The organism is Streptomyces sp. bgisy100 (assembly GCF_057709105.1).
Genome location: NZ_JBYITE010000012.1, coordinates 120,498 through 146,664, shown reverse-complemented (window position 1 = coordinate 146,664; position 26,167 = coordinate 120,498). Strand labels below are relative to the sequence as shown.

Below are 26,167 nucleotides of genomic sequence, written 5' to 3'. Positions count from 1 at the left end.
GACAGCCCACCCGGCCTGACGAAGCCCCGCCCCGACGCAGCCCGATCCGACAAAGCCCACACGCCCCGCCGAACCCCCCGCCCCGCCGAACCCCACGAACGGAAGCCGGCACCCGACATGGACCATCTCGCGCTACCGACCCTCGGTGTCACGCTGCTGGCCTGCTGCCTCGCGGTCCTCGGCGGGCACACCTACGCCACCGGCAAGGCCCAGCGGCAGGCCGTCGTCGACCGGCTCACCGCCGTCGGCCCCGCGCCCGTCACCGGCCGCCGGCGGCGGTTCCCGGGCCTCGACCGGCGGCTGCGGCGCACCCGCTACGGCCGGCACCTCGACAACCGGCTCGCGGCGACCGGCCTCGACCTCACCGTCGGCGAGTTCACCGTCTTCACGGCCCTTCTCGCCGGCGGGCTGTGGCTCGTCGGCGCCTCGGTGCTAGCAGCGTTCTTCGGCCCGATCGCCGGGCTGATCGGCGTCTGGGCGGCTTTCGCGTTCCTCAACTGGCAGCGCGGCAGGCGCAACGAGCGGTTCATCAACCAGCTCCCCGAGCTGTCCCGGATCCTGGCCAACGCCACCCAGGCCGGCCTCGCCCTGCGGACGGCGCTGTCCATGGCCGCCGACGAACTTGAGGCTCCGGCCGGTGAGGAACTGGGCAAGGTGGCGGACAAGCTGTCGGTCGGCCACTCCGTCGACGACGCCCTGGCGGAGCTCACCGGACGGCTGCCCTCCCGGGAACTCGTCGTCCTCGTCACCACCCTCGTCCTCTCCAACCGGGCGGGCGGCACGGTCGTCGGCTCGCTGCGGAACCTCACCGTGACGCTGGAGGAGCGCAAGGAGACCCGCCGCGAGGTCCGCACCCAGCTCTCCCAGGTCACCCTCACGGCGTTCGCGGTGCCCCTGCTGGGGCTGGGCGCGCTGCTGCTGATGAACCAGGTCATGCCGGGGTCCCTGGACCGGATGACCTCGTCCGCCGTCGGCCAGGCGGCGGTGCTCGTCGCCCTCGGCCTGTACGGGCTGGGGTTCTTCCTGATCCGCCGCATGTCGAAGATCGACGTCTGAGAGGAGCGCAACCGTGGGACTGCTGCTCGCGTCGGTGATCGGCCTCGGGGTCCTGGGCGCGTTCCAGGGCCTGCGCATGTACCGGGCGGAGGCCCGGCTCCCCGGCGACCTCGTCGTGGCCCTGGAGGTCGGCGCCTCCCGGACGACCGCCGTCGGCTCGGTGATCGACCGGCTCGGGATGCGCTTCGCCCCCCTGGTGCTGCGCATGATGGGCCCGAAGCGGGTCGACGCGGTGCGCCGGAGAATCGACCTGGCCGGCAACCCGGGTGGTCTGACCCTCGACCGCTACGCCGCCCGCCGCGCGGTCTACGGCATCCTCGGCGCGGTCGGGGCGTTCGTCATGCTCGACAAGGGCAACCTCGTCCTCGCCGCCCTGCTGCTCGCCTTCGGCATCTGGTGGACGGACGTCGGCATCCGGGCGGCGATCCGGCAGCGCAAGGACGTCATCGAGCGGACGCTCCCCGACTTCCTCGACGTCCTCGCCGTCGTGGTGAGCGCCGGCCTGGGCTTCCGGCAGGCCCTGGACCGGGTCGCCGACCAGTACGCGGGCCCGTGGGCCGACGAACTCCGCATCACCCTGCGCCAGATGGACATGGGCGTCAGCCGCCGGCAGGCCTTCGACGAGCTGCGCCGGCGCAACGACTCCGAACAGGTCGCGATGTTCGTGACGGCGCTCCAGCAGGGCGAGGAGCTGGGTGCCCCGATCGTGGACATCCTCATCCAGATCGCCACCGACATGCGCCGTACGGACGCCCAGAACGCCCGCCGCAGAGCCGCCCGGGCCGTGCCGAAGGCCACCGCCGTGATCACCACGTTCATGGTCCCGGCCACGATGATCCTGCTGGTCGCGGGCTTCGTCTTCGGCTCGGGCGCGGACTTCGGCGCGATCACCGGACAGTGACGGACGCGGTCGCGGTGGAAGGAGGTGCCGACCGGATGGCCCGGGGAGAGAACGTCGCGCACGGAAGCCTGACCGGCGACCCCGCGGGCACCTCACGGCCGGGCACCTCACGGCCGGGCACCTCGCTGCCGGGTCCGCCGGCGGCGGGGCCGGACGGCGGCGCACGGGCCGCCGCCCGGGGGTGGTCCGGTGGCGGCGGCCGGTGGCGTGTCCGTGGCTGGTTCGCCGGCGGCCGGTTCAGTGGCGTGCGCCGGATCGGCCGCGGCCGGCCGGGTCACGACGAGCACCGGTACGGATCCGGGCACGCGTACGGCTCCGAGCGTCGCCCGCCCCGCTCCGCGTCCGGGTACAGCCACGGGCGTCCCGCACCCTCCGAGCACCCGTACAGCCCCGAGTGGTCGCGCGACCCGGACTGCTCCGGCGAACCGTCGCTCGGCATCCAGGTGAGCGCCCTCCAGGCGCTGTGCCGGCAGGTCCTCGGCTTCCGGATGGCGATGATCGGCGTCGCGGCCCCGGCCGCGCTCGCCCGGACCGCCCCCGGTCTGCCCTCCTGCCTCGTCGGGGGCGCCGTCGTCGTCACGTTCATGGGCTCCTACCTCCTCTTCCGCGACTGGGAGCGGTTCGGGCCGCTGCTGCTGCGGCACCCCGCGCTGCTCGCCGTCGACATGGTCTTCGGCTCGCTGCTCCTCATCACCGCGACCCCCGAATCGACCCTGGCCTACGTCACCAGCTGCACCCCGCTGCTCGCCGGGCTGGTCTACGGATGGCGCGGCGCGGGGGTGTTCGCCGGGCTCGACGTGCTGCTCCTGGCCACGCTCTACGCCGCCGACGGCCGGCTCGACGCCACCGGTCCCAACGCCTATCTGCTGGCCGGGTTCGGTGTGGTCGCCGGCGCCATCGGGGTCACCCTGCGCGGTCTGATGTTCCGGGTCGGCGCGGCCACCCGGGCCCTGACCGAGGCCCGCGCCCGGCTCGCCGTCACCGAGGCGGTGGGCGCCGAAAGGGCCCGGCTGGCCCGCGAGATGCACGACTCGGTGGCCAAGACGCTGCACGGTCTGGCACTCGCCGCCGACGGCCTGGCGGGCAGCGCCGGGCGGATGGACCCGGACGAGGTCGGACGCCAGGCCGGAACCGTCGCCCGGGCCGCCCGCCGGGCAGCCGCGGAGTCGCGCGAACTCCTCTCCGACCTGCGCCGGGAGACCGACATCGACAGCGCCGGCACGGATCTGCCGACGGAACTCGCCGTGCGGGTAGCGGACTTCGCGGGCCGGAGCGGCCTCGACGCCCGGGCCCGCCCGCTCAACGAGGTCCCCGTGCCCCCGGTGCCGTACGCCGTCGCGCGCCAGCTGCTGGTGATCGTGGGGGAGGCCCTGGACAACGCCGCCCGGCACGCCCGTGCGGAGCACGTGGTGGTGGAGGCGGGCGTCGTGGACCGGATGCTGTGCGTCCGGGTCCTGGACGACGGCCGCGGACTGCCGCCCGGCACCACGCTGGACGGCCTGCGCAAGGGCGGGCACTTCGGCTTCGTCGGCATGGTGGAGCGCGCGGCGGCGCTCGGCGCGCGGCTGCGGATCGGGCGCGGCGGCGCGGGCAGCGGCACGGAGGTCCGTATCGACCTGCCGATGGCCGCCGTGCTGCCGGCCGGCACCCGGCCCGGCGCTCGTCCCGCTACCGGTGTCCGGCATTCACCCGCCGCTCAGCCCCGCGGTCCGCAGCGCGCCGCTCCGCAGCACCCCGGTCCACCGCCTCCGAGCCCGCGACCTCCGGGTCCACAGCAACCAGCCGCCGAAGCCCCCGAGTTCTTCCACCCCGCACCTCCCCGTCCCCGCCCATCGAGAGGAGGCCGCACGCCATGACGGTCCTGCCCGGCACCGGCGGATGCGGCACCAACCCGTCCCCGCCCGCCGCCCTCCGGGAACCCCCCGGCTCCCGGCCGCTGCGCGTGGTCGTCGCCGACGACAACCCGGTGGTACGGGCCGGGCTCAGCACGCTGCTCGGCAGCCGCGAGGGCATCGAGGTGGCCGCCGAGGCCGCCGACGGACGCCAGGCGTACGACGCCGCCCTCCGGCACCGACCGGACGTGATCCTGCTGGACGTCCGGATGCCCGGCGTCGACGGCATCGAGGCCCTGCCCCATCTGACGCCCCTCGCACCCGTCCTGATGCTCACCTACAGCGGTGAGCGCGATGTCGTCCGGGAAGCCCTCCGGCTGGGTGCGGGCGGCTATCTGGTGCACGGTGAATTCACCGTCGACCAGCTCGTTCTCGCCGTGCGCGACCTCCGCGCGGGGCGGGCCCACTTCACGGTGACCGCTGCCGACGCGTTGCTGGAGCACGTTCGCGCCGGGGCATACGACGCGCCCTCCGCGGCGGCCCCCAGGAGGCCCGGCGGGCATCGGGATCCGGCTGTGCCGACGGGTTTCGGACCGGCCGTCGAGGCCTGCGATGCCGGGCCCGTACCGCCCCCTGCGGTCGGTGTGCCGCAGCAGGACCGGGTCGCCCGCAAGGGTGTCGCCCCGGCATCGGAGAGTCCATTGGAATCCTGGACTTCTTTGCAAGTGCGACGAAATATGGGACAGTCGATAGCCGGGTCCTCCGGGGGGCGGAGCCCATCGGCCCGCCCGTGGACGGCAGTCGGGGAGCCGTGGAGCGGAAGTCCGGTGGACCGGGCGCAGTTCGGGCTGAGCCGGCGGGAGGCGGAGGTGATGGAACTGATCACGACAGGGATGTCGAACCAGCACATCGCCGCCGCGTGCTTCATCAGCGAGAAGACGGTCAAGAACCACATCAACCGGATCTTCGGCAAGTTGCGGTGCGAGAGCCGCAGTGCGGCGATCGCCGTGTGGATGGGCATCGCGCGGGGAGCCCCGGCCGGCGTGGCGAGAGGAGCGCACCGTGACTGAGGACGCACGGCCCACGGGCCGGCCGGACTCCGGAGCGCACCTCGGCGCGCGGGCGACCCGCCGGATCCGAATCCGGATTTGGGCCCCTGGACCCTGGGGCGGGCCCCTCCCGTCGGCCTACGGTGCCGGGGTCGACAGCGGCACCGGCGAGAGCACCACCGCGAACGGGGACGGCGCCCACGGGACCCGGGCCACCCCTCTGCGAGGGGCGAGCCCCGAACGAGGGGAACATCATGAGCGATCTGCTGACCAAGGCGTACGTGACGACCGAGGTGCGCGCGGTCCATTGGCGCAGGACGGCCGGCACGGCGTTCCGGAAGCGTTATGCCCAGCCGTGGGACCGCGGTCAGACGGCGGTCGAGTACCTGGGCATCATCGCGGTCGTCGTCCTGATCGTGGGAGCCCTGGCAGGTACCAAGATCGGCAAAACCATCTACAAGGCGATCGGCGAACAGATCAGCAAGGTCACCGGCCAGGCCTGAGTTCCCGCCGGTCCGGCGACACCGGGCAGGCCTTCCCCATCTACATCACGGTGGTGGCGGGCCTGCTCTTTCTTGCGTTCGCGTACTTCGCGGTCGCCCAGGCCGTGGACCGGCGCAGCGGTGGCCAGACCGCTGCCGACGCCGCCGCGCTGGCCGCGGCCCAGGACGCGCGCGACCAGTTGCGGACGGCGCTGCTGGATCCCCTCCTGGACCCTGGTGCGCTGACGGACCTGCTGAACGGGCAGGGAGTGGAGTTCGCGACCGCGTGCGCCGAGGCGCAGTCCTTCGCCGCCCGGAACGACGCCGATGTGGCGGGCGAGGGCTGCCGTCGGGTGGACGACGGGTTCACCGTGACCGTGGAGACCCGGGGCACCGTCGGCGACTCCATCGTTCCCGGCACGGAGAACCAGCACGCCCGCGCCACGGCGACCGCGGTCGTCGAACCGCTCTGCCGCGTCGCGCCCGCCCCCTCCGGCACCGAGTCCGGCCGTCCCGACGACGGCGCGACCGGTCCCGCCGACGACGAACCGGAGGAGCCGGACGAGCCCGGCGGCGAGGAGGACCCGGGTGACGACGAGGAGAAACCGGGGCTCGAACTCGACTGCGACGGTCAGGTCTGGGTCATCGACCCCGGGAGCGGCGCTCCTCTCCCGGAAGCGGCGGACCTGTTCTCCGTTCACCTCCGGGACTGAGCCGCACCCAGCGAACGACGAGTAAAGGACACATGGTTCATGAGCACTGGGCAGACATCAGGGGCCCGAAGGGGCACCGCCGCGGTCGCGCTGGCGGCCGCTCTGGTTCTCGTCGTTTCCGGCTGTGGTGGCGAGGACGCAGGCAAGCCGCAGGAGCCCAAGCGGACGGAACGGGCCAAGGACGATGGCGAGACGGAGCGACAGGACAACGAGGCCGCCGAGCCGAGGCAGGTGCTGGCGACGATCGAAGGCAAGAGCGGACTGATGATCACGGTGACCAGGGCCGATCGGGACTCCGGGGGGTTCGTCACCGTCTCCGGAACACTGAAGAACACCAGCGATGAGGACTTCATCTCGACCGATGCCACCGACTGGAGCGGCGACGAGGAAGAGGTCCTCAAGCACGGCGAATCCCTCGGCGGCGCCACCCTCGTCGACAGCACCGGCAAGAAGCGCTACTACGTCCTCCGGGACACCGAGGGCCGCCCCTTGTGCACCACCTTCGAATCGGACATCGAAGCAGGCAAGAGCGTCCCCGTCTTCGCCCAGTTCCCCGCTCCGCCGGCGAACACCCGCAAGGTCGACTTCCAGATCCCGACCTTCCCCTCCGCCTCGATCGAGATCTCCGGGTGAGCGCCCCATGACCACACCCCGCCGCCCCCGTCCGGCCGCCGCGCTCGCCGTCGGCGCGTGCGCCGTCGCCGCGCTGACGCTCGTCCCCGCCCCGCACGCCGTGGCGGACGACCCGCCGGGACTGCCCGGGCCCGCGGCCCCGCCGGTGCGCGTCGACGCCGACGACCCCGGGCTCAAGATGGTGAACGGTGCCACCCTCGCCCCGGCCAAGGTCCTCGACATCACGTCGGTGGTCGAGTCCGAGGGCGGTGAGGAACGGCGGGAGGACACCAACCGCAGCGTCACCTTCGCCCTGCAGGCCGAGGTGCTCTTCGGCAAGGACAGCGCGAAGATCGGCGACGGTGCCCGGTCCCGCATCCGCGAGATCGCGGACGAGATCGAGAAGCAGGACGCCCCGAACGTCCAGGTCTTCGGCTTCACCGACAACCTCGGCTCCTCCGCCCACGGCGACGTGCTGTCCAAGAAGCGCGCCGATGCGGTGCAGCGGGTCCTCGCCGGACTCCTGGGATCGGACGTCACCTTCGAGATCCGCGGCTACGGCGAGGACTATCCGATCGCCGGCAACGACGACGAGGAGGGCCGGAAGAAGAACCGCCGTGTCGAGGTCAGCTTCCCCCGCGCCGAGCCGGGCGGCGGTGGATGACCACCGCGGGGGCGGGACGGCCGGATTCCGCGGGCCCGGTCCGGCTTCCGACGCGGCCGGTACGGGCGCCGTACCGCCCGGACGGCGTGGCGCGCTTTCCGGCCCGGGACTGCCCTGACGACCGCCGTTCCCGGCCCCGTAGGGTCAGGGGGTGCATCCGATACTGACCGTCCTCGCCGCCTGCTACGGCGCCGTCGCCGGGGTGTTCGTGCCGCGAGCCGTCTACCGGCTGGCCGTCGAGCCCGAGCAGCAGTGGCGCGCCGCGTGCCCCGAGGGCCATCCGATCACCGGACCGGCCGGCGGCTGGCTCGGCCTCGCGCGCTGTGCGGTACCGGCGCACACGGCACCGGCCGGACTCCCGGACGATCACTCCGACGGCACGCTCCCCGCTCCCACGGCCTCCACCGACCCGACCGGGCCGAACGCACCGATCGGCCCGAACGCACCGACCGGCCCGAACGCATCTACCGGGCCCGGCACATCGGCTGCGGCCGGCATATCTGCTGCGCGCGGCACACCGGATGCGCCCGCCGTACCGACCGAACCGACGGCACCGACCGACTCGTCGGCACCGACCGCACCGACCGACTCGACGGTGTCGCCAAGCGATCCGATCGCTCCCACGGCGCCGACCGGTCCGGCCGCTCCCACGGCTCCCGCCGCGCCGACCGCTCGGCCGGAGCCCTCCGGAGCGCGCGACAGCCTGCGCCGCGTCCACGCCTACGGGCCCCCGGCCGTGATCGTCGCCCTCCTCACCTCGCTGGTCTGCGCCATGCTCTCCGCGGCCGTCGGCAAGCGGCCGGAACTGGCCGTCTGGCTGCTGCTCGCGCCCGTGGCGGTGGCGCTCGCCCTGGTCGACACCGCCGTCAAGCGTCTCCCGGACGTGCTCACCCTGTCGCTGGCCGCCGGGGCCGCCGCCCTCCTGGGGGTGGCCGCCCTGCTCCCCGGTTCCGCGGGCTCCTGGACGGGCGCCCTGCTCGGGGGCTGTGCCCTGGGCGGGCTCTACGGCCTGCTGTTCCTCATCCATCCGGGCGGGATGGGCTTCGGCGACGTCAAACTGGCCCTCGGCCTGGGCACGGTGCTCGGCTGGTACGGCTGGGCCGTCCTGTTCGCGGGTACGTTCGCGGGCTTCCTGCTGGGCGCGGTCTACGGCATCGGGCTCATCGTGCTGCGGCGCGCGGGCCGGAAGACCGCGGTCCCCTTCGGCCCGTTCATGCTCACCGGCGCTCTGCTGGGACTGCTGCTCGGCGGTTTCGCGTCCTGAACCTCCGGGCGCCCCGTCGGCGGTGCCCTCAACCGGCGGTGCACGACAAACGGTTGCCCCACCGGCGCAACTGCCTGCATGGCTCGCACCGCCGGGCCAACACCCTGCCCCGTTCACATCGTTCTGCCCGGACGCCACGGTTCTGCCCGGACACCGGAGTCCCCTCAGCCGGTACCCGAACCCCCACCGGCACCCCCGCGTCTCATCCGAACCCGTTCCCCGTACGAACCCCCAGCGCGTCCGAGATCGCACCGCGCCCGAAACCGCGTCCGAAGTGGCATCAAACCCGGCTCCGACAGCCCCGATCGACGAGGCGGTTTGATCGTTCAGCTCGCGGTGGCCCCCGGGTGCCGGACCTCGCACCACACCACTTTTCCGCCCGAGCCGACCTGCCGTTCCGTGAGCGCGTAACGGCCCCAGTTGTCCGAACAGAGGCGGACCAGCAGCAGCCCCCGGCCGCCCTCGCTCTCCAGGTCGGCCGGAATCGGCGAGGGCAGAGCCGGGTTGGTGTCCCAGACGCTGATCCGGAGCGTGTCGTCGGTCCACTTGAGCCGCACGGACGCGGGGCCCGTCGAGTAGCGGTACGCGTTCGTCGCCAGCTCCGAGGTCAGCAGCTCCGCCGTGTCCGCGAGTTCGTTCAGTCCGTGCTGGTCGAGAACCATGCGGACGGTCGACCGGACGATGGCCGGTCCCAGGGGGTCGTGGGGCACCTGGAGGCTGTACTGCCACGATGCGGGCGGCTCGGGAAGAGACCCGCGATCGGAGGCCGGAGCAATGACGGTCATAAGGGGCTCCTGTTCAGGCGGGGAATTTGTACACGTGCCAAGGGCGGACTGGGATGAATGTCGGCCCGCCCGGAGCGCCGTGAACCGAGCGCTGTCAAGAGCGCGAACAGGGGCAAGTCCCACTCTGCGGAGTGCTGTTCTGCCAGGTGGGAGCGGATGTGCCGGAGTCAGGGCCGACGGACCGGCCCCGCCGGGCCGGGGCCGGAGCGGTGAGCGAAAGCACACCGGAACACGGCTGAGGTGCACCCCCGCGTCATCACCCTCGGACATCGGAGGGTCACAGCAGGCGACGCGTGCTCTGTAATGGACTCAGCCGACGGGGGAGTCGGAGGACGGCGCGGTCGCTCTGCGGCCGGGGCTCACGGGGGTGCCCGCTGTGCACGCGACAAGGATCGATTCCACGACGTTGCCGACGCTCCGCGTGGCAACGGCCGGGGGCGGCTGTGCGGGGGGCACTGCGGGGGCCGGCGCATCGCCGTCCCGGCGGATTCCGCAGCACGCCCCGGCGCTGGACGATCTGCTGCGCACGGCGGAGAACGCCCTGGCCCGCCGCTGCCCCGCCGGGAAGGGGCTACGGCCTCCTCCCGGCGGGCAGCGGCCGGCCGCGCCGTCCGGTACGGCCACCGCGGACGATCCCGGGCGGGACAAGCCTCCCGGCCGCCACGGGAGTTCCCGTACGGCCTGGCCCACCGGCTGCTGATCAGCCCGCGCTCCACGGCCCGTCTGCGGAGGTCCGTATCCGTGGGGTCCGTATCCGCGGGGTCTGTATCCGCGGGGTCCGGAGGCAGCGGCCGAACGGCCCATCCGGTGACTTCGATCGCCTCCTCCGCCCGGTGCCCATGACAAGCTGAGGCGTCCGGTACCGGCACCGGCACCGGAGGGCGTCGGCCGAGCGCGCGAACCAGCCCGCCGGTCCGCCGCGCACCTGGTGGGACGAGCCGGCCCCGCGCACTCGGCCCGTCTCGCCGCGGCCGGGCCCGTCTCGAAACCGCGCCCGCCGCACCCCGCGAGCGGGCCGCCTGCTGGGAGGTACGCACGGTGAACGGAACCGTTCTGGTGACCGGTGGCACCGGCACGCTCGGACGGGCCGTCGTCCGCCGGCTGCTCGACGACGGACGCCCGGTGCGGGTGCTGAGCCGGCGCCCCCGAGCCGAGGCCGACCGGATGCCGTACACCTGGGCGACCGGCGATCTGCGCACCGGCGAAGGACTCGACGCGGCCCTGGACGGGGTGACCGCGGTCATCCACTGCGCCACCGCCAACGGCCGCGGCGACGTCGAAGCCACCAGGCTGCTGACCGAGGCCGCCCAGCGGGCCGGCCGGCCGCACCTCGTCTACATCTCCATCGTCGGGATCGACCGGCTGCCGCTGGGCTACTACCGGGCCAAGCTGGCCGCCGAGCGGCTGATCGAGCACTCCGGACTCCCCTGGACCGTGCTCCGGGCCACCCAATTCCACGATCTGGTGGCGCGGATGACGTCGGCCCAGCGGCGGCTGCCCGTTGTTCTGACGGTCGCCGGGGTGCGGTTCCAGCCGGTCGACGTCCGCGAGGTCGCGGACCGGCTGGCGGAACTGGCCGCCGGACCGGCTGCCGGACGCGTGGCCGACATGGGCGGACCCGAGATCCGCGACGCCACCGATCTGGCCCGCAGCTGTCTCCGGGCCGCCGGCGTCCGGCGCCGCGTCGTCCCGCTGCGGCTGCCCGGCGCCCTCGTCGCGGGCCTGCGGAGAGGCGGCAACCTCGTTCCGGACCGGGCCGTCGGCCGGATCACGTTCGAGGAGTTCCTGGCCGGCCCGGCGACCGGTGCGACACGGCCCCCGCAGCAGGGGGTGACGGATCCCGAGAAGCCGGATTCCGAGTCCCCGGATCCCGAGAAGCCGGATTCCGGGGAGAAGAAGCCCGGGGAGGAGAAGCCCGAGCAGAAGAAGCCCGAGGAGTAGAGGGAGGAGAAGAGGAGCGGGAGCGGCGGACGGACGACCGGTGAGCGTGAGCCGGGCCGTGCCGTCGGCGGACGCGTCAGCCGATCGCGTCAGCCGATCTCGACCTCCGTGCCGGGCCGCAGCCCCCAGCGCGCCATCGCGCCGGCCTCCGTCTCCAGGACGTGCCGGGCGCGCAGCCGGGGGAGCCCGAGCCGGCCGGGCTTCATGGTGCGGACGGCTATGACCCGCAGCCGCCGGTCCAGGTAGGCGACGTCGATGGGGAACCGCATACGGAAGGTGTGCACCCCACTGGCCGGGGTGAGCAGCAGCGCCCCCTCGATGCCGTCGCGCCCGAGCAGACCGCGGGTGCGTGCCCGGTAGGACGTGGCGATCTCCACGGGAATGGCCGGACCCGGGGCCCGGGACCGGGACGACCCCTGACCCGCGGACGGCACCTCGCTCAGCGATGCCTCCCCAGCCCCGGGCGGCCCCGCGCTCCCGCCCCCCGTGCCGCCGATCCGTAACGTGCTCCTGCCGTCCCGCCAGCGGCCCATCCGTCCTCCTGCCTGCCGGACCCGGCGCACCGGGCCGTTCCTGTCGCGGTTCGTCCCGGTTCCCCGGAGCCACCCGCCTGCGTACCCGGCCGGTACCTGGGTCCCCAGGCGCTCGTACCCGGCCCGTGGCCCGTACCCGGCCCGTGGCTCGTACCCGGCTCCCGCCCGGAGTCACCCGTCCGCCTCTCCGGCGCTGTGCTTCGCCCGGAAACGGTGCACCGGCTCGCGGCGCCCGGCACGGCACCGCGAGCTTTCCGGCACACCGGACGAGCCGTCCCTGCCCGGGAGTGGCCCGGTCTGGGACTGATGGGACGGACGGGGCGGAAGTCAAGGCTCCCCTCCCACGTCTAACCCCTCTCCAAAAGTCGTCTCCGGACCCCGTCCCGAGTGGTCCCGGCCCAGCGTGACGGGCCTTCCGGGAGCCGCGGCGGAGACGTCCGACGCGCGCAGCGCGCCGTCACTCCCGTCATTGCCCCGACCACGCCCTATGAGCCGCTATGGTGGAAACCCCCCCTCGGGCCGGTCCGTATCCCCCCCCACGGACCGGCCCGCTTTCTTGCCCGGTGCGCCGGAGCCGCCCCACGGCGCCCGCCCCGGGGAAACTCCGGATCCCGGCCCCCGGGCCCGCCTCACCGGGATCTCGGCCACCCGGCGGCCAGCCACCCGGAGCGAGGCCCTGGATCCAGGCCACCCGCACCCGGCTCACCCGGATCCCGGCCCCCGGACCCCGGCTCACCCGGATCCCGCCCCCGGGACCCGCCCGGGCCTCAGCTCCGCGCGGCCCAGATGTTCACGCCCTCCGTGGACCGGGCGAAGGAGTCGATCTCCGTCAGCTCGTCCGCCGTGAGCGGCGGGCCGTCCAGCGCCGCGACATTGGCCTCCAGCTGCCGCACGCTCGACGCGCCGATGAGCGCCGAGGTCATCCGCTCGTCCCGCAGCACCCAGGCCAGGGCCAGCTGGGCGAGCGACTGTCCGCGCCGCTCGGCGATGGCGTGGAGCCCCCGCAGCCGCCGCACGACGTCGTCGCTCAGCAGTCCCGGGTCCAGGGACTTGCCCTGGGACGCCCGCGAGCCCTCCGGCACGCCGTCGAGGTACTTGTCCGTCAGCAGACCCTGCGCGAGCGGCGCGAAGGAGATGCATCCCATGCCCTCCGCCTCCAGGGTGTCGAGCAGCTCGTCGTCCTCGGTCCAGCGGTTGATCATGGAGTACGAGGGCTGGTGGATCAGCGGCCGTACGCCCATGTCGCGCAGGATCCGGGCCGCCTCCCGGGTCTGCTCCGCGCTGTAGGAGGAGACGCCGACGTACAGGGCCTTGCCCTGCTGCACGGCGGACGCGAGCGCGCCCATCGTCTCCTCCAGCGGGGTGTCCGGGTCGAAGCGGTGCGAGTAGAAGATGTCGACGTAGTCGACACCCATCCGCCGCAGCGAGGCGTCGAGCGAGGAGAGCAGGTACTTCCGGGAGCCCCACTCGCCGTACGGGCCGGGGTGCATGAGGTAGCCGGCCTTGGTGGAGAGGACCAGTTCGTCCCGGTAGGGGCGGAAATCCTGGGCGAAGATCTTGCCGAAGTTCAGCTCGGCCGAGCCGGGCGGGGGCCCGTAGTTGTTCGCCAGGTCGAAATGCGTCACCCCCAGGTCGAACGCGCGGCGCAGGATCGAGCGCTGCGACTGCAGGGTGCGGTCGTCGCCGAAGTTGTGCCACAGCCCGAGGGAGATCGCGGGCAGCTTGAGGCCACTGTGGCCCGTGCGCCGGTACCGCATCGTGTCGTAGCGCTCATCGGCGGCGAGGAAAGGGGAGGTGTCTGTCACACCGCCCTCCCTATCACGGGGTTCCGCCCCGGCCGGGTTGGTGGCGGAGGCCGAGCGCGCAGTAGGCTGCTGGCTTCGGGGCCGCCATGTCACGGAGGGGCTGAAGAAGGCGATGCTGCGTTTGTCCGGGGGCCGCTCCCCGTATCCGCGGGTGGTACGTGACCTGGCCTACAGGCTCTACGCACGCCGGGTGGAAGGCCGCCTCGACCACGATCAGGTGCCCAAGCACATCGGTGTCATTCTCGACGGCAACCGGCGGTGGGCACGCGCCTCCGGCGGTACCGCCGAGCAGGGCCACCAGGCCGGGGCCGAGAAGATCAAGGAGCTGCTCGGCTGGTGCGCCGAGACGGACGTCGAGGTCGTCACCCTGTGGCTGCTGTCGACGGACAACCTCGACCGGCCCGAGGAGGAGCTCGTCCCGCTGCTCGGCATCATCGAGGACGCGGTCCGCGACCTCGGGGCCGACGGTCGCTGGCGGGTCAGCCATGTCGGCGCGCCCGATCTGCTGCCCCCGCGCACCCAGGCCGTCCTCAAGGAGGCCGAGCAGGCGACCAGCGGTGTCGACGGCATCGTGGTGAACGTGGCCGTTGGCTACGGCGGCCGTCAGGAGATCGCGGACGCGGTGCGCTCGCTGCTCCTGGAGCAGGCCGGGCGCGGCAAGTCGATCCAGGAGGTCGCCGAGGTCCTCGACGTCGAGCACATCGCCGAGCACCTCTACACGCGCGGCCAGCCCGACCCCGACCTGGTGATCCGTACCAGCGGTGAGCAGCGGCTGTCGGGCTTCATGCTCTGGCAGAGCGCCCACTCCGAGTACTACTTCTGCGAAGTCTTCTGGCCCGCCTTCCGCAAGGTGGACTTCCTGCGGGCGCTGCGCGACTACGCGGCCCGCCACCGGCGCTACGGAGGCTGACGCCCGGCCGGCCGCGGCACGCACCGCGGCCGGCACCCGGCCGGCTCTCCGTGCCGCGGCCCGTCAGGCCCCGCCACTCACCCGGTCGGCCCTCGTGCCACGGCCCGTCAGGCCCCGCCACTCACCCGGCTGGCCCTCGTGCCACGGCCCGCCCGGCCCGGGCACCCGGCCGATCTCAGCGGCCGTCCGAGCCGCCGGCTCTCCGCCGTCGTCCGCGCTGCCCGGTCTGCGGGCGAACGCCACCCCGGGGCCGGGACCGTCACTGCCCCCCCGGCCGTCACCGCGACCTGACCGTCACCGCCCCCGGCCGCCGTCGCGCCCGGCCGGCCCGGGACGAGCACTCCACCCCTCGCACCGGAGCACGCCCAGGGGCGTGGGTGACCCCGCGTTGCTCCGGCCGGGGTATTGGAGGAACCCCTCTGTCGTATGAGCCGCGCGGCCGTGCGCAGTGGCCCGTTCGGACCACGTTCGGGCCGGCCCGGCGTGGCGTCGAGCGGCCCGGCCGGGACCGGCGGTGGCCGATTGAGACCGGTGCGGCGGCCCCGTTCCCGTCCGCCGTGCACCGGAACCCGGTGGGACGTTCCGTACGGTGAGCCGCGTATCGCCGCAAGTTGGACGGCGCTGTTGCCCAACGTTCACCGTCGCGCCGTCATATGCCATGGCATGGCGGCGCACGTTCGAGGGAATATCTCAGTCACGTCGACGCCCGGTCCACGGGCGTCCGGCACCAGCGGGTGGCATGGGGTCGCCCGCCCGGGAGGCCCTTTGCACACGGACGACCGTGCGGTTCGCTCGGCAGGAGCCGACGAGCCGCGGACGGACATCGTGAGGGGCCGGCGCTCGGCCCGTGCATCACGGCCCGAGCCCGGTCCATTCCCCGGCGACGCCGTCGCACCCCGACCTCATCCGAGGGGGTTCGTCCACCCGTGGTGACCAGTAACAAGCGCCGCGCGCACGACCGGCGCACCTACGTCATCGACACCAGCGTCCTGCTGGCAGACCCGTCGGCCATGAGCCGCTTCGACGAGCACGAGGTCGTGCTTCCCGTCGTCGTGGTCACGGAGTTGGAGGCCAAGCGACACCATCCGGAGCTCGGCTACTTCGCCCGGCAGGCCCTCCGCCTGCTCGATGAATACCGGGTGACCTACGGACGCCTCGACGCGCCGATCCCGATCGGGGAGCTGGGCGGCACGCTCAGGGTCGAGCTCAACCACTCCGACCCGGGCGTTCTGCCGGCCGGTTTCCGGCTGGGGGACAACGATTCGCGGATCCTGGCGGTGGCCAGAAACCTTCAGGCCGAGGGGTACGACGTGACCGTCGTGTCCAAGGACCTGCCGCTGCGGATCAAGGCGTCGTCGGTGGGTCTGCTCGCCGAGGAGTACCGCGCCGAACTCGCCATCACCGACTCCGGCTGGACCGGCATGGCGGAGCTGGCCGTCAGTGCGGAGGAGGTGGACGAGCTCTTCGCGGCGGACAGTGTTCATGTGGCGCAGGCGCAGGAGCTGCCGGTCCACACCGGGCTGGTGCTCCAGTCCGAGCGTGGCAAGGCGCTGGGCCGGGTCACCGCCGACGGCCGGGTCCGGCTGGTGCGCGGCGACCGCGAGGCGTTCGGCATCCACGGCCGCTCCGCCGAGCAGCGGATCGCCCTGGACCTGCTGCTCGACCAGGAGGTCGGGATCGTCTCCATGGGCGGCCGGGCAGGCACCGGCAAGTCCGCGCTCGCGCTGTGCGCCGGTCTGGAGGCGGTGCTGGAACGCCGGCAGCACCAGAAGGTGATGGTCTTCCGGCCGCTGTACGCGGTGGGCGGGCAGGACCTGGGCTATCTGCCGGGCAGCGAGGCGGAGAAGATGAGCCCGTGGGCGCAGGCCGTCTTCGACACGCTGTCCGCGGTGACGTCGCGCGACGTCATCGAGGAAGTGGTCGGCCGCGGCATGCTCGAGGTGCTGCCGCTGACCCACATCCGCGGGCGGTCGCTGCACGACGCCTTCGTCATCGTCGACGAGGCGCAGTCGCTGGAACGGAACGTCCTGCTGACCGTGCTGTCCCGGGTCGGGGCCAACTCGCGGGTGGTGCTCACCCATGACGTGGCGCAGCGCGACAACCTGCGGGTCGGGCGGTACGACGGGGTCGTCGCGGTCGTCGAGAAGCTGAAGGGCCATCCGCTCTTCGCGCACGTCACACTGAACCGCTCGGAGCGCTCCCCGATTGCGGCACTGGTGACCGAAATGCTGGAGGAAGCCCGCATCTGAGATGGATACGAACCCGTTCGACGGGTTCGTAGAGCTCCGTACAGTTCATACCGGGACGCCGCGCGGCAAAGCGAAGAAGCTTAGCCGCGCGGCGTTTTCACGCGCGGGTGTTTCCGAAAAGCCGCAGGCCCAAACGGGATGTGAGCTTTAACACGCAACGCGGAATTGCCTCGAGGCGTCGGCGTCGGGCAGAGTCTGGGTCCTGTCAGGCCCCGCATACGGCACACCGGCACCCCCAGCGGTGCTGCACCACAAAACTCAACAGGCGTTCGCCGTATGCCGCCCGAGCACCACGCGGAACTCCCGAGGGAGTTCGCACCGGGCCAGTGCCTCCCGTGACCAGTCGGACCCGGTATCACCGGGACCGGAACAAGGGGAGGCCAGCGCCAGGGGCACGATTGCGTCCGCGAGGTCACCTAAGCGGGCGACGCTGGAAGGAAACCGTGTGAGCCGGATTTCGGTCCGGGGATTCGCAGTGGCTTCGGCCACCGCAGTCACCACCGTCGGCGCTGTCGTCGGTGTTGCCTCGGGTAGCACGCCGGGTTCGACCACCGAGCCCGCCGAGGCGACAGCTGCTGATGCGACGCTCCTCGCAGACATATCCGCCGGGAACCAGACCCAGGCGCAGACCGCGTCGCTGACGCAGCAGGCGGACGCCCAGTCCACCGCGGCGGACGCGGCAGCGAAGAAGTCCGCGGAGGAAGCGGCCCGCAAGCAGGCGGCCAAGGACGCGGCGGACAAGAAGGCCGAAGCGGACCGGAAGGCGGCCGAAGCCAAGGCGGAGGCCAAGGCCAAGGAGCGCGAGAAGGCCGCCAGTGTGGCCAGCCGCTCCACCCGCGACTCCGGTGACTTCCCTGTCCAGGCGTCGTACACGGTCGCCCAGGTGCAGGCCATGGCGCGGCAGATGATGCCGGCCGACCAGTTCCAGTGCTTCAGCAACATCGTGGACCACGAGTCCACCTGGAACTACCAGGCGACCAACGCCGGCTCCGGTGCGTACGGTCTCGTTCAGGCGCTTCCCGGTTCCAAGATGGCGTCCGCCGGCGCCGACTGGAAGACCAACCCCGCCACGCAGATCAAGTGGGGTCTGAACTACATGAACGAGCGCTACGACAGCCCCTGCGGTGCCTGGGACTTCTGGCAGGCCAACAGCTGGTACTAGCCCCTCCGGCCCGGGTTCCGGGCCACCGAGGCGAAGACACCCGCGAAGCCCCCGTCCACAAGGTCGGGGGCTTCGTCGTGTCCGGGGTACCGTCTTCAGGACAACGACGCGGGGAGAGGGGGCGGAAGGGACATGTCCACATTGCCGCAATGGGTGGGCGGTCTGGGGTCCAGGCTGCACGGCTTCACCGCGTGGCTGGACGACCGGCGGCGCGCGGCGGCGGCCGCCGCCGAAGAGCACGAGGGCGGCCCGGCGGGCCCGCCCGAGGACGCCGACCGGGAGCCCGACCACGTCCCCGCCCCTCCCGCCTACGCTCCGGCGGTCGCCGCGAAGCCCGATCCGGTCGCCGCGGTCCCCTGGGGCGTGCGGGTGGCCGCGGAGGCCGGCTGGCGACTGCTCGTCCTCGCGGGCACGCTCTTCGTGCTGATGCGCGTCATCAGCGCCGTCCAGCTGGTGGTGCTGTCCTTCGTGGCGGCCCTGCTGATCACCGCCCTGCTCCAGCCCACTGTGGGCCGGCTCCGAAGAGTGGGCCTGCCGCGCGGGCTCGCCACCACCCTCACCTTCATCACCGGCTTCGTCATCATGGGCCTGGTCGGCTGGTTCGTGGTGTGGCAGGTGATGGACAACATCGACAACCTCTCGCTGCGCGTGCAGGACGGCATCGACGAGCTCCAGAAGTGGCTGCTGCAGAGCCCGTTCCACGTCACCGAGGCGCAGATCAAGGACATCGCCCAGAGTCTGCGGGACGCGGTCGGGTCCAACACCGAGGAGATCACCTCCGCCGGGCTCGAGGGCGTCACCGTCATCCTGGAGTTCCTGACGGGCATCCTGCTGGCGATGTTCAGCACGCTGTTCCTGCTGCACGACGGCCCCAAGATCTGGAACTGGCTGCTGAAGCTGGTGCCGAGCGCGGCCCGGGAAGGCGTCGCCGGCGCCGGCCCGCGCGCCTGGCGCACGCTCACCGCCTACGTCCGCGGGACGGTCATAGTGGCGATGATCGACGCGATCTTCATCGGGCTCGGCATCTGGTTCCTCGATGTGCCGATGGCCGTGCCGCTCGCGGTCTTCATCTTCCTCTTCGCGTTCGTCCCGCTGGTCGGGGCCGTGGTCTCGGGTGCGCTCGCGGTCATCGTCGGGCTGGTCACCCAGGGCGTCTTCACCGGGCTGATGGTGCTCGTGGTGGTGCTCGCGGTGCAGCAGATCGAGGGCCATGTGCTGCAGCCGTTCATCCTGGGGCGCGCGGTCCGGGTGCACCCGCTGGCCGTGGTGCTCTCGGTCGCCGCGGGCTCGCTGGTCGCCGGAGTGGGCGGTGCGGTCGTTGCGGTGCCGCTGGTGGCCGTGACCAACACCGTCGTCGGCTATCTGCGCAAGTTCTCGCAGGAGCAGGCGCTGCGGGTCGTCCCGGTGCCCGCGCCGGTCGCGGTGGGGACGGCCGTTCCCACCGCGCAGCCGGTGGCACCGCCCGAAGAGACACCGCGCGTCTGATCCCTGGCGTCCGGCTCCGGCCCGATCCGGACGGCGGACCTCGGGGGCGTGCGTGTGCCGTCACGCGGCACCGTAGCTGTGCCGGTGGCCCGTCCGATCGCGGACGGGCAGCCGGTGTATCCGCTCGGGGGTCATCCGCTCGTGCCATCGGTGCATCCGCTCGGGCCCGTTCTGTACCGGGCGGGCGCGTGCTCCGTCCGGGCATACGCATGAGGGCCACGCGGTAACCGCGTGGCCCTCATTGCGAAGGGGGAGAAGCTCAGCCCTCCAGCACGGCCTCGGCGTCGAGGGTCGCGCCGACGGCCTGGAGCACCGAGGCGATCTTGAACGCCTCCTGGATCGTCTCGCGGTCCACACCGGCCTTGCGGAGCACCTGCTCGTGCGAGTCCAGGCACATGCCGCAGCCGTTGATCGCGGAGACCGCCAGCGACCACAGCTCGAAGTCGACCTTCTCCACGCCCGGGTTGCCGATGACGTTCATCCGCAGGCCCGCGCGCAGGTTGCCGTACTCCGGGTCCGACAGCAGGTGCCGGGTCCGGTAGTAGACGTTGTTCATCGCCATGATGGCGGCGGCCGACTTGGCCGCGGTGTACGCCTCGGGCTTCAGGTTGGCCTTGGCCTCCGGCTCCAGCTCCTTCAGCACGCGCGGCGAGCGGGTGGCGATCGCGCAGGCGAGCACCGTGCCCCACAGCTGCTGCTGCGGCAGGTCGGAGTTGCCGATGACCGAACCGAGGTTCAGCTTCAGGTCCTTGGCGTAGTCCGGAACAGCGGACTTCAGCTCGTCGAGGGCCATGTCAGATCACTCTCCGGACAGGAGCGCGACCGGGTCGAGGGTGTCCTCGCCCTGGCTCCAGTTGCAGGGGCACAGCTCGTCGGTCTGCAGGGCGTCGAGGACCCGCAGGACCTCCTTGGGGTTACGGCCGACCGAGCCGGCGGTCACCATGGTGAACTGGATCTCGTTGTTCTGGTCCACGATGAACACGGCACGCTGCGCGAAGCCGTCCTCGCCCTCGACGCCGAGCTCGCGCATCAGGTCGTGCTTGGAGTCGGCCAGCATCGGGAAGGGCAGGTCACGCAGGTCGTCGTGGTCCTTGCGCCAGGCGTGGTGCACGAACTCGGAGTCGCCGGAGACGCCGAGGATCTGGGCGTCGCGGTCCGCGAACTCGTCGTTCAGCTTGCCGAACGCGGCGATCTCGGTCGGGCAGACGAAGGTGAAGTCCTTCGGCCAGAAGAAGACGACGCGCCACTTGCCCTCGTAGGACTTGTGGTTGATCTGCTCGAACTCCTTGCCGCTCTCGAGCGAAACGCAAGCGGTCAGGTCGTATGCGGGGAACTTGTCACCGACAGTGAGCACGCGCTCTCCTTGCAGCATGGAACGTCCCTTTTGGGGCTGTTCCTTGGGGGTTGGACGGGCTTCACCTAACCACAGGCGCCATTGATCGCGGAAATCGGTAAACTGGTTGATGTTGATCGGAGGTGGTTATCAGTGACCGTCGGAAGAAGCCTTGGCCGGAACGGAGCCCGGCAGCCCAGCCTGGCGCAGCTCCGCGCCTTCGTCGCCGTCGCCGAGCATCTGCACTTCCGGGACGCCGCGGCCGACATCGGGATGAGCCAGCCCGCGCTCTCCGGTGCGGTCTCGGCCCTGGAGGAGACGCTCGGTGTGCAGCTCCTGGAGCGTACGACCCGCAAGGTGCTGCTCAGTCCGGCGGGGGAGCGGCTGGCGGGGCGCGCCCGGGCCGTGCTGGAGGCGGTCGGCGCGCTCCTGGAGGAGGCGGACGCGGTGCGGGCCCCGTTCACGGGTGTGCTGCGGCTCGGGGTGATCCCGACCGTCGCACCGTACCTGCTGCCGACGGTGCTGCGCACGGTCCACGAGCGCTACCCCGACCTGGACCTCCAGGTGCACGAGGAGCAGACCTCCTCGCTGCTGGACGGGCTGGCGCAGGGGCGGCTCGACCTGCTGCTGCTCGCCGTCCCGCTCGGCGCGCCGGGGGTGACCGAACTCCCGCTCTTCGACGAGGACTTCGTGCTCGTCACCCCCCGCGACCACTGGCTGGGCGGGCGCGGTGACATTCCGCGCGAGGCGCTGCGCGAGCTGGATCTGCTGCTCCTGGACGAGGGGCACTGCCTGCGGGATCAGGCCCTCGACATCTGCCGCGAGGCCGGCCGGGAGGACGGCGCCCCGGTCACCACCAGCGCGGCGGGGCTGTCGACGCTGGTGCAGCTGGTCGCGGGCGGCCTCGGGGTGACGCTGCTGCCGCGCACGGCGCTCCAGGTGGAGACCGAGCGCAACGACCAGCTCTCGACCGGCTGCTTCGCGGAACCGGCCCCGGCACGCCGGATCGCGCTGGCGATGCGGTCGGGCGCGGCGCGGCAGGAGGAGTTCGAGGAACTGGCGAAGGAGCTGCGCTCGGCGGTGCGCTCGCTGCCGGTACGGGTGCACTGAAACCGCCCGCGCCCGGGAGCCGGGCGGCCCGCCGGACTGCCCGGGACGGGCCCCCGGCTCAGTCGGCGGTGCCGGCCTCCACGACCCACTCGGCTTGCAGCTCGCTCACCGAGGCGATCATGTCGAAGTCGCCGTCGTAGTGCAGGACCGTGGCCCGATGCCGCTCGGCGGTTGCCGCGATGAGGACGTCGGCCAGTGACAGCGCCCGGTGAAAGCCGGCGTTCAGGGCCAGGGCCTGGATCTCGAGTGCCCGCTCGAACTCCTCGTCATTGCAGGGCAGATGGTCGAAGCCGCGAAGCAGGGTACGCAGTCGCAGCGCCTCGGGCTTTCCGCGCGCCGAGTACAGCACCTCGTACTCGGTCGGGGCGCACACCGCGAGGAGCCCATCGTGGTCCAGTGCATCCAGCCGCGCCCGCACCGTCGGCTTGCCCCGGCGGGCCAGTGCGGACTTGTCGATGAGGTAGCGCCCCTTCACGCCGCCGAGGCCCCGCCGTCACGCTTCAGCGAGCCGTCCGGATTCCGCGGCCCCGTCTGCGAGCGGATCTCCGCGAACGTGTCCTCGAACTCACCCTCGTCAATGGCATCGAACAACTCCCGGCGCAGCCGCAGCCTCACCCCCTCCTCCATGGCCGCCCGCACTGCGGCGGCCTTCGTCTTCACCCCGTACACCCGCATCGCCTGCTCGACGATCTCCTCGTCCAGATCGATCACAGTCCTGGCCATCAGTTATCCCTCCATAGCCCGACGACACAGCAACGATATCAATTCAAGCCTAGGAATGACATCGGAACCAGGGGTGCCGCGCAGGGGCGTATGGGGATCGTTGTGCCGCTGATCGAGAACCTGGTGCATCTGCGTACCCCGCGCGGGCGCTCGTCGGCCGGGGTGCCCGCACGGGTCGTCCGTCCGCTGGCCGCCCGCCTCAGTCCGTGCCGCGCCGCCGTCGGATGCGGTAGCCGGTGACTGCTCCGGCCAGGGCGATCAGGATGCAGACGGCGGTGCCCACCGCCATGGTCCGGCCCGGACCGGCTTCGTCGGTGGTCCCGTCCGCGCGGTGTCCCGCCTCCTCCGCTCCGGTGCCCTGCTCCCGGGCCCCGGTGATGCGGACGCGGATGGCCTCGGTGTTGTTCTCCTGATTCCGGTCGCGCTCCCCGAAACCGTGCTTCAGGACCGTCGTCACCCGGCCCGCCGCGCCCGGCGCCGCACGGTCCAGCCGGAATCGCACCTTCAGGGTTGCCGTCTCCCCGGGGTCCAGACTCCCGGCCGAGCAGGTGTAGCGCCGCTCGCCGGACCGCCAGGGGCCGCAGGCCCAGGGCTCGTACTCCATGTCCCCCTCCGGATCCAGCGAGGGCTTCGCCGGTGCCATCAGGGTGGTGCCCTCGGGCGGGGTGATGCGGTAGTCGAGGTGGCGGTGGTCGATGCGGCCGGGGCCGCTGTTGCGCAGGCCCACGTCGAGTCCGACGATGTCGCCGGTCCGGCCGCTCAGTTCACCGCCCACCGCGCGGACTTCGACCCGTTGATCGGTGTCGATGGCCACATGGCCGCCCGCCGCTGAGAACCCCTTGTTCTCCGTCGGCCTCAGCCCCAGCTCGGGACCGCTGCCGCGGACGGTGGGAGGCTCGCCCGCCTGGGAGTCGAGCGGGGAGTCGGCGTCCTGTCCCGGTACGAAGGCCCGGAAGCTCACCGAGCCCCTGGTCAGCGACGGTCCGCCGTCCGCGAGGATGGGCGCGGTGAAGGCGACCGCGCGGCCCGGCTCGACCGGTGTGTCGAAGGTGCAGTGCGCGACGGACTGACCGGTGGGCGTGTAGCGGCAGTTGCGGTACGTGCGCACCAGGGTGATCCGCGGGTCCGCGATCACCGACACCGTGAAGCGGGGGGCGGTGACCGGCCCGTGGTTCAGCACCCCGGCGCCCCGGATCTCGACGGGCCGGCCCGCCGGTGCGTCCTCGATGGTGAGCTTCCTGCTCCACAGCTGCGCCGAGCCGGCGGTCATCTCGGTCCCGGCCTCGGCCCGCCGGCCGTCCGGGCCGGTGGCGGAGAAGCGGACGGTGCCGTGGGCACCCGGCTCGGCGGACTTGTCCGCCCCGAGGACGACGAGGTCGGTGAGGGCGTGGCGATGGTCGGACGAGGTGAGACGGCAGGTGAAGCGGTACCCGGCCCCCTGCTTGCACACCCGCTTCGCGGAGAGCCGCACCTTCCCGCGCACCTCGGAGGCGTCCACGGTGAGCGTGATGCCCCGGACCGGAGTGTCCCCGGCGTCGACCGTGACCGGCAGCGTCGCCCGGGTCGGATCGGAGGACTGGGTGAAGTACGTCCGGGGCGCCTCGATGCTCAGCCCTCCGCCGTCCTCCGCCGACGCGCCCGGGGTCGCTGATGTGCCTGAGGCCGCCGCCGCGCCCGAGGCCGCCGACCCGCCCGGGGCCGCCGCCCCGCCCGGGGCCGCCGACGCGGCCGGTCCGGGCAGCAGCAGGGCCACGGCCACTGCGGCCAGGCCAACGGGCAGGAGCGCCCCCGTGATGCGACTCATCCCCATGACGATGCGGGGGCGCGGACACGAAGCGATCACAGTGACGTCCCGTGTCCGCCACAGGCCCCGCGTGCCACACGCTGACGCGCTGCGCCCCATGCCGCAAGGCCGCGGGCTGTCAGGCCTACCCCGGTCCGCCGCGAGCTGTCAGCTCTGCCCCGGTCCACCGGGCGCCGGCCGGTCCGGCTCCGGCCCGTCCGGCCCCCCTCCGGCGTCCCGCCCCCCGTCTTCACGACCGGCCCCCGGCGTCCGTCCGCGCCCCGATGCCCGCTCTCGGCCCGGTGCCCGCTCTCGGCCCGGTTCCGGCCCCGGCGCCGGTCCGCCCGGCCCGGCATCCCCCGCGGCGGGGGCCTTCGGCGGGCGGCCGCGGCGCGGAATCGGTCCGGCCGCCCGCGGCAGCCGCCCCGCCTCCGCCAGTGCCTTCCGCAGCAGGAACTCGATCTGCGCGTTGGCGCTGCGCAGCTCGGACTCCGCCCAGCGGGTGATTGCGTCGTGCACCGCCGGGTCCAGCCGCAGCAGCACCTGCTTGCGCTGCTGCGGCTTGCGCTGCGGGTCCCGGCCCCGCCGAGGGGGGTGGGGCGAGTCGTCCGTCACTGGTAGAGCGTGCCCGTGTTGAGGACCGGCTGCGGGGACCGGTCGCCGCAGAGCACCACCATCAGATTGCTGACCATCGCCGCCTTGCGCTCCTCGTCCAGCTCCACGATGTCCTCCTCGGTGATCCGGGCCAGCGCCGCCTCCACCATGCCGACGGCGCCGTCCACGATCTGCCGCCGCGCCGCCACGACCGCGCCGGCCTGCTGCCGCTGGAGCATCGCGGAGGCGATCTCCGGGGCGTACGCGAGGTGGGTGAAGCGCGACTCGACGATCTGCACGCCGGCCGCGGTGACCCGGACGGCGAGCTCGGCGGCGAGCTTCTCGGTGATCTCCTCGGCGTTGCCGCGCAGGGACAGGTCGTCCTCGTCGTGGGCGTCGTACGGGTACTCGATGGCGATGTGCCGGACCGCGGCCTCGGTCTGGGTGGCGACGAACTCCAGGAAGTCGTCCACCTCGAAGACCGCCTGCGCGGTGTCCCGCACCTGCCAGACCACGACGGCCGCCAGCTCGATCGGGTTGCCGTACGCGTCGTTGACCTTGAGTACGGCCGTCTCGTGGTTGCGCACCCGGGTGGAGATCTTCTCCCGGGTGGTGAGCGGGTTCACCCAGCGCAGCCCCTCGGTGCGGATGGTGCCCACGTACCGGCCGAAGAACTGGACCACCCGGGCCTCGCCCGGCGCGACCGTGTTCAGCCCGCACATCGCGAAGAACGCCCCGATGGCGACCAGGATGCCGAGGATGATCAGCGGCACGCCCAGCGCGCTGCCGTCGTTCGACAGCGCCGCCCCGCCGACGATCATGCCGACGCCCGCGATGAGCCCCAGGAGGCCGAGGAGCAGGGCGAGCCCGCCGCCGATGTCCCGCGCCGGTACCTCACGGACCTGTGGCCTGGGCAGCTCGGGCGCGTCGGCGGCGGCCGGTGTGGTGTCGGACATGGGGTCCCCCGTTCGATCCGGGCGAGGGCCGTGCGCCCTCACCGTTCTATCAAAGTGATAGCACATTAACGCCCGACGCAACCAAGTGGAGCTCTGGGATGTCTTTTCTTTGCCAGAGGTGCTGATTGTCACGTCCGGAATGGCCTTGATCGATGCGCCTTTGGTGTCAGATGCGGTGTTAGCGTCTGGGACCGGTGATTTGCCGGGGGTAGGCCCCGGGCCCCG

At 72.6% G+C, this 26,167-nt stretch carries 24 protein-coding genes and 1 pseudogene; 15 read left to right on the top strand and 10 right to left on the bottom strand.

The genetic code is table 11. The features are described from left to right. Positions 1–117: 117 nt before the first annotated feature. The 9 genes from AC3EQ1_RS11525 (at position 118) to AC3EQ1_RS11485 (ending at position 8,573) form a co-directional block, all read left to right on the top strand. Positions 118–1,056, top strand: a complete 939-nt coding sequence (locus AC3EQ1_RS11525; RefSeq protein WP_432094227.1) for a type II secretion system F family protein — start codon at positions 118–120, stop codon at positions 1,054–1,056. A gap of 13 nt (positions 1,057–1,069) precedes the next feature. Next, a complete protein-coding gene (locus AC3EQ1_RS11520) occupies positions 1,070–1,957 on the top strand; it encodes a DUF5936 domain-containing protein (protein WP_432094226.1) in 888 nt (295 codons plus the stop codon). A 437-nt stretch (positions 1,958–2,394) separates the two neighbouring features. Then, a complete protein-coding gene (locus AC3EQ1_RS11515) occupies positions 2,395–3,813 on the top strand; it encodes a sensor histidine kinase (protein WP_432094261.1) in 1,419 nt (472 codons plus the stop codon). Then, positions 3,810–4,859, top strand: a complete 1,050-nt coding sequence (locus tag AC3EQ1_RS11510; RefSeq protein WP_432094225.1) for a response regulator — start codon at positions 3,810–3,812, stop codon at positions 4,857–4,859. Before AC3EQ1_RS11515 ends, AC3EQ1_RS11510 begins: the two co-directional genes overlap by 4 nt. 233 nt (positions 4,860–5,092) lie before the next feature. Further along, complete coding sequence (locus AC3EQ1_RS11505) at positions 5,093–5,341, top strand: hypothetical protein (protein ID WP_432094224.1); 249 nt, start codon at positions 5,093–5,095, stop codon at positions 5,339–5,341. Continuing rightward, positions 5,338–6,033, top strand: a complete 696-nt coding sequence (locus tag AC3EQ1_RS11500) for a pilus assembly protein TadG-related protein (protein WP_432094260.1) — start codon at positions 5,338–5,340, stop codon at positions 6,031–6,033. The genes AC3EQ1_RS11505 and AC3EQ1_RS11500 overlap by 4 nt, the downstream gene beginning before the upstream one ends. Positions 6,034–6,072: 39 nt before the next feature. Continuing rightward, the gene (locus AC3EQ1_RS11495; RefSeq protein ID WP_432094223.1) at positions 6,073–6,666 is read left to right on the top strand and encodes a hypothetical protein; all 594 of its coding nucleotides are present in this window, start codon (positions 6,073–6,075) and stop codon (positions 6,664–6,666) included. A 7-nt stretch (positions 6,667–6,673) separates the two neighbouring features. Further along, positions 6,674–7,309: an OmpA family protein gene (locus AC3EQ1_RS11490; RefSeq protein WP_432094222.1), complete on the top strand. Its 636-nt coding sequence runs from the start codon at positions 6,674–6,676 to the stop codon at positions 7,307–7,309. A 496-nt stretch (positions 7,310–7,805) separates the two neighbouring features. After that, entirely contained in the window at positions 7,806–8,573 is a 768-nt protein-coding gene (locus tag AC3EQ1_RS11485) for a prepilin peptidase (protein WP_432094259.1), read from the top strand. Between the two features lie 326 nt (positions 8,574–8,899). Here AC3EQ1_RS11485 and AC3EQ1_RS11480 read toward each other — a convergent pair whose 3' ends face one another. Beyond that, a complete protein-coding gene (locus AC3EQ1_RS11480) occupies positions 8,900–9,283 on the bottom strand; it encodes an ATP-binding protein (RefSeq protein ID WP_488187154.1) in 384 nt (127 codons plus the stop codon). 1,113 nt (positions 9,284–10,396) lie between these two features. On the opposite strand from AC3EQ1_RS11480, the gene AC3EQ1_RS11475 reads away from it, so the two are divergent. Further along, positions 10,397–11,299, top strand: a complete 903-nt coding sequence (locus tag AC3EQ1_RS11475; RefSeq protein WP_432094220.1) for an SDR family oxidoreductase — start codon at positions 10,397–10,399, stop codon at positions 11,297–11,299. Between the two features lie 89 nt (positions 11,300–11,388). On the opposite strand, the gene AC3EQ1_RS11470 is transcribed toward AC3EQ1_RS11475, so the two are convergent. Then, positions 11,389–11,832 (bottom strand): DUF192 domain-containing protein, encoded by a 444-nt coding sequence (locus AC3EQ1_RS11470; RefSeq protein WP_432094219.1) that lies wholly within the window; start codon positions 11,830–11,832, stop codon positions 11,389–11,391. 767 nt (positions 11,833–12,599) lie between these two features. Continuing rightward, positions 12,600–13,637 (bottom strand): L-glyceraldehyde 3-phosphate reductase, encoded by a 1,038-nt coding sequence (gene mgrA / locus AC3EQ1_RS11465; RefSeq protein WP_432094218.1) that lies wholly within the window; start codon positions 13,635–13,637, stop codon positions 12,600–12,602. A 112-nt stretch (positions 13,638–13,749) separates the two neighbouring features. On the opposite strand from mgrA, the gene AC3EQ1_RS11460 reads away from it, so the two are divergent. The 4 genes from AC3EQ1_RS11460 to AC3EQ1_RS11445 all read left to right on the top strand — a co-directional run bounded on the left by AC3EQ1_RS11460 (position 13,750) and on the right by AC3EQ1_RS11445 (position 19,443). After that, on the top strand, positions 13,750–14,547 hold the full coding sequence (locus tag AC3EQ1_RS11460) for an isoprenyl transferase (protein ID WP_388858978.1): 798 nt from the start codon (positions 13,750–13,752) through the stop codon (positions 14,545–14,547). A gap of 926 nt (positions 14,548–15,473) precedes the next feature. Continuing rightward, positions 15,474–16,796 carry an RNA 5'-3' helicase PhoH2 gene (gene phoH2 / locus AC3EQ1_RS11455; protein WP_432094217.1) on the top strand — a complete coding sequence of 441 codons (1,323 nt, stop codon included), beginning with the start codon at positions 15,474–15,476 and terminating at the stop codon, positions 16,794–16,796. 445 nt (positions 16,797–17,241) lie between these two features. Further along, positions 17,242–17,958, top strand: coding sequence for an aggregation-promoting factor C-terminal-like domain-containing protein (locus tag AC3EQ1_RS11450; RefSeq protein ID WP_432094216.1), 717 nt, complete (start codon positions 17,242–17,244; stop codon positions 17,956–17,958). Positions 17,959–18,090: 132 nt separating this feature from the next. Then, positions 18,091–19,443, top strand: coding sequence for an AI-2E family transporter (locus AC3EQ1_RS11445; protein WP_432094215.1), 1,353 nt, complete (start codon positions 18,091–18,093; stop codon positions 19,441–19,443). Between the two features lie 259 nt (positions 19,444–19,702). On the opposite strand, the gene AC3EQ1_RS11440 is transcribed toward AC3EQ1_RS11445, so the two are convergent. After that, on the bottom strand, positions 19,703–20,236 hold the full coding sequence (locus tag AC3EQ1_RS11440; protein ID WP_432094214.1) for an alkyl hydroperoxide reductase: 534 nt from the start codon (positions 20,234–20,236) through the stop codon (positions 19,703–19,705). A 6-nt stretch (positions 20,237–20,242) separates the two neighbouring features. Beyond that, positions 20,243–20,797 (bottom strand): peroxiredoxin, encoded by a 555-nt coding sequence (locus tag AC3EQ1_RS11435; RefSeq protein ID WP_351504669.1) that lies wholly within the window; start codon positions 20,795–20,797, stop codon positions 20,243–20,245. Positions 20,798–20,929: 132 nt separating this feature from the next. On the opposite strand from AC3EQ1_RS11435, the gene AC3EQ1_RS11430 reads away from it, so the two are divergent. Beyond that, complete coding sequence (locus AC3EQ1_RS11430) at positions 20,930–21,886, top strand: LysR substrate-binding domain-containing protein (RefSeq protein ID WP_432094213.1); 957 nt, start codon at positions 20,930–20,932, stop codon at positions 21,884–21,886. 58 nt (positions 21,887–21,944) lie between these two features. Here the strand turns inward: AC3EQ1_RS11430 and AC3EQ1_RS11425 are convergent, their stop codons facing one another. The 5 genes and pseudogenes from AC3EQ1_RS11425 to AC3EQ1_RS11405 form a co-directional block, all read right to left on the bottom strand. After that, a complete protein-coding gene (locus AC3EQ1_RS11425; protein WP_432094212.1) occupies positions 21,945–22,361 on the bottom strand; it encodes a PIN domain nuclease in 417 nt (138 codons plus the stop codon). Further along, a complete protein-coding gene (locus tag AC3EQ1_RS11420) occupies positions 22,358–22,609 on the bottom strand; it encodes a type II toxin-antitoxin system VapB family antitoxin (protein ID WP_432094211.1) in 252 nt (83 codons plus the stop codon). Before AC3EQ1_RS11420 ends, AC3EQ1_RS11425 begins: the two co-directional genes overlap by 4 nt. A gap of 199 nt (positions 22,610–22,808) precedes the next feature. Then, positions 22,809–24,413, bottom strand: a complete 1,605-nt coding sequence (locus AC3EQ1_RS11415; RefSeq protein WP_432094210.1) for a hypothetical protein — start codon at positions 24,411–24,413, stop codon at positions 22,809–22,811. Between the two features lie 297 nt (positions 24,414–24,710). Further along, a pseudogene (locus AC3EQ1_RS11410) lies at positions 24,711–25,007 on the bottom strand (type II toxin-antitoxin system antitoxin); the annotation flags it as partial. Then, positions 25,004–25,942: an SPFH domain-containing protein gene (locus AC3EQ1_RS11405; RefSeq protein WP_432094209.1), complete on the bottom strand. Its 939-nt coding sequence runs from the start codon at positions 25,940–25,942 to the stop codon at positions 25,004–25,006. The gene AC3EQ1_RS11405 and the pseudogene AC3EQ1_RS11410, both read right to left, overlap by 4 nt. Positions 25,943–26,167 lie beyond the last annotated feature (225 nt).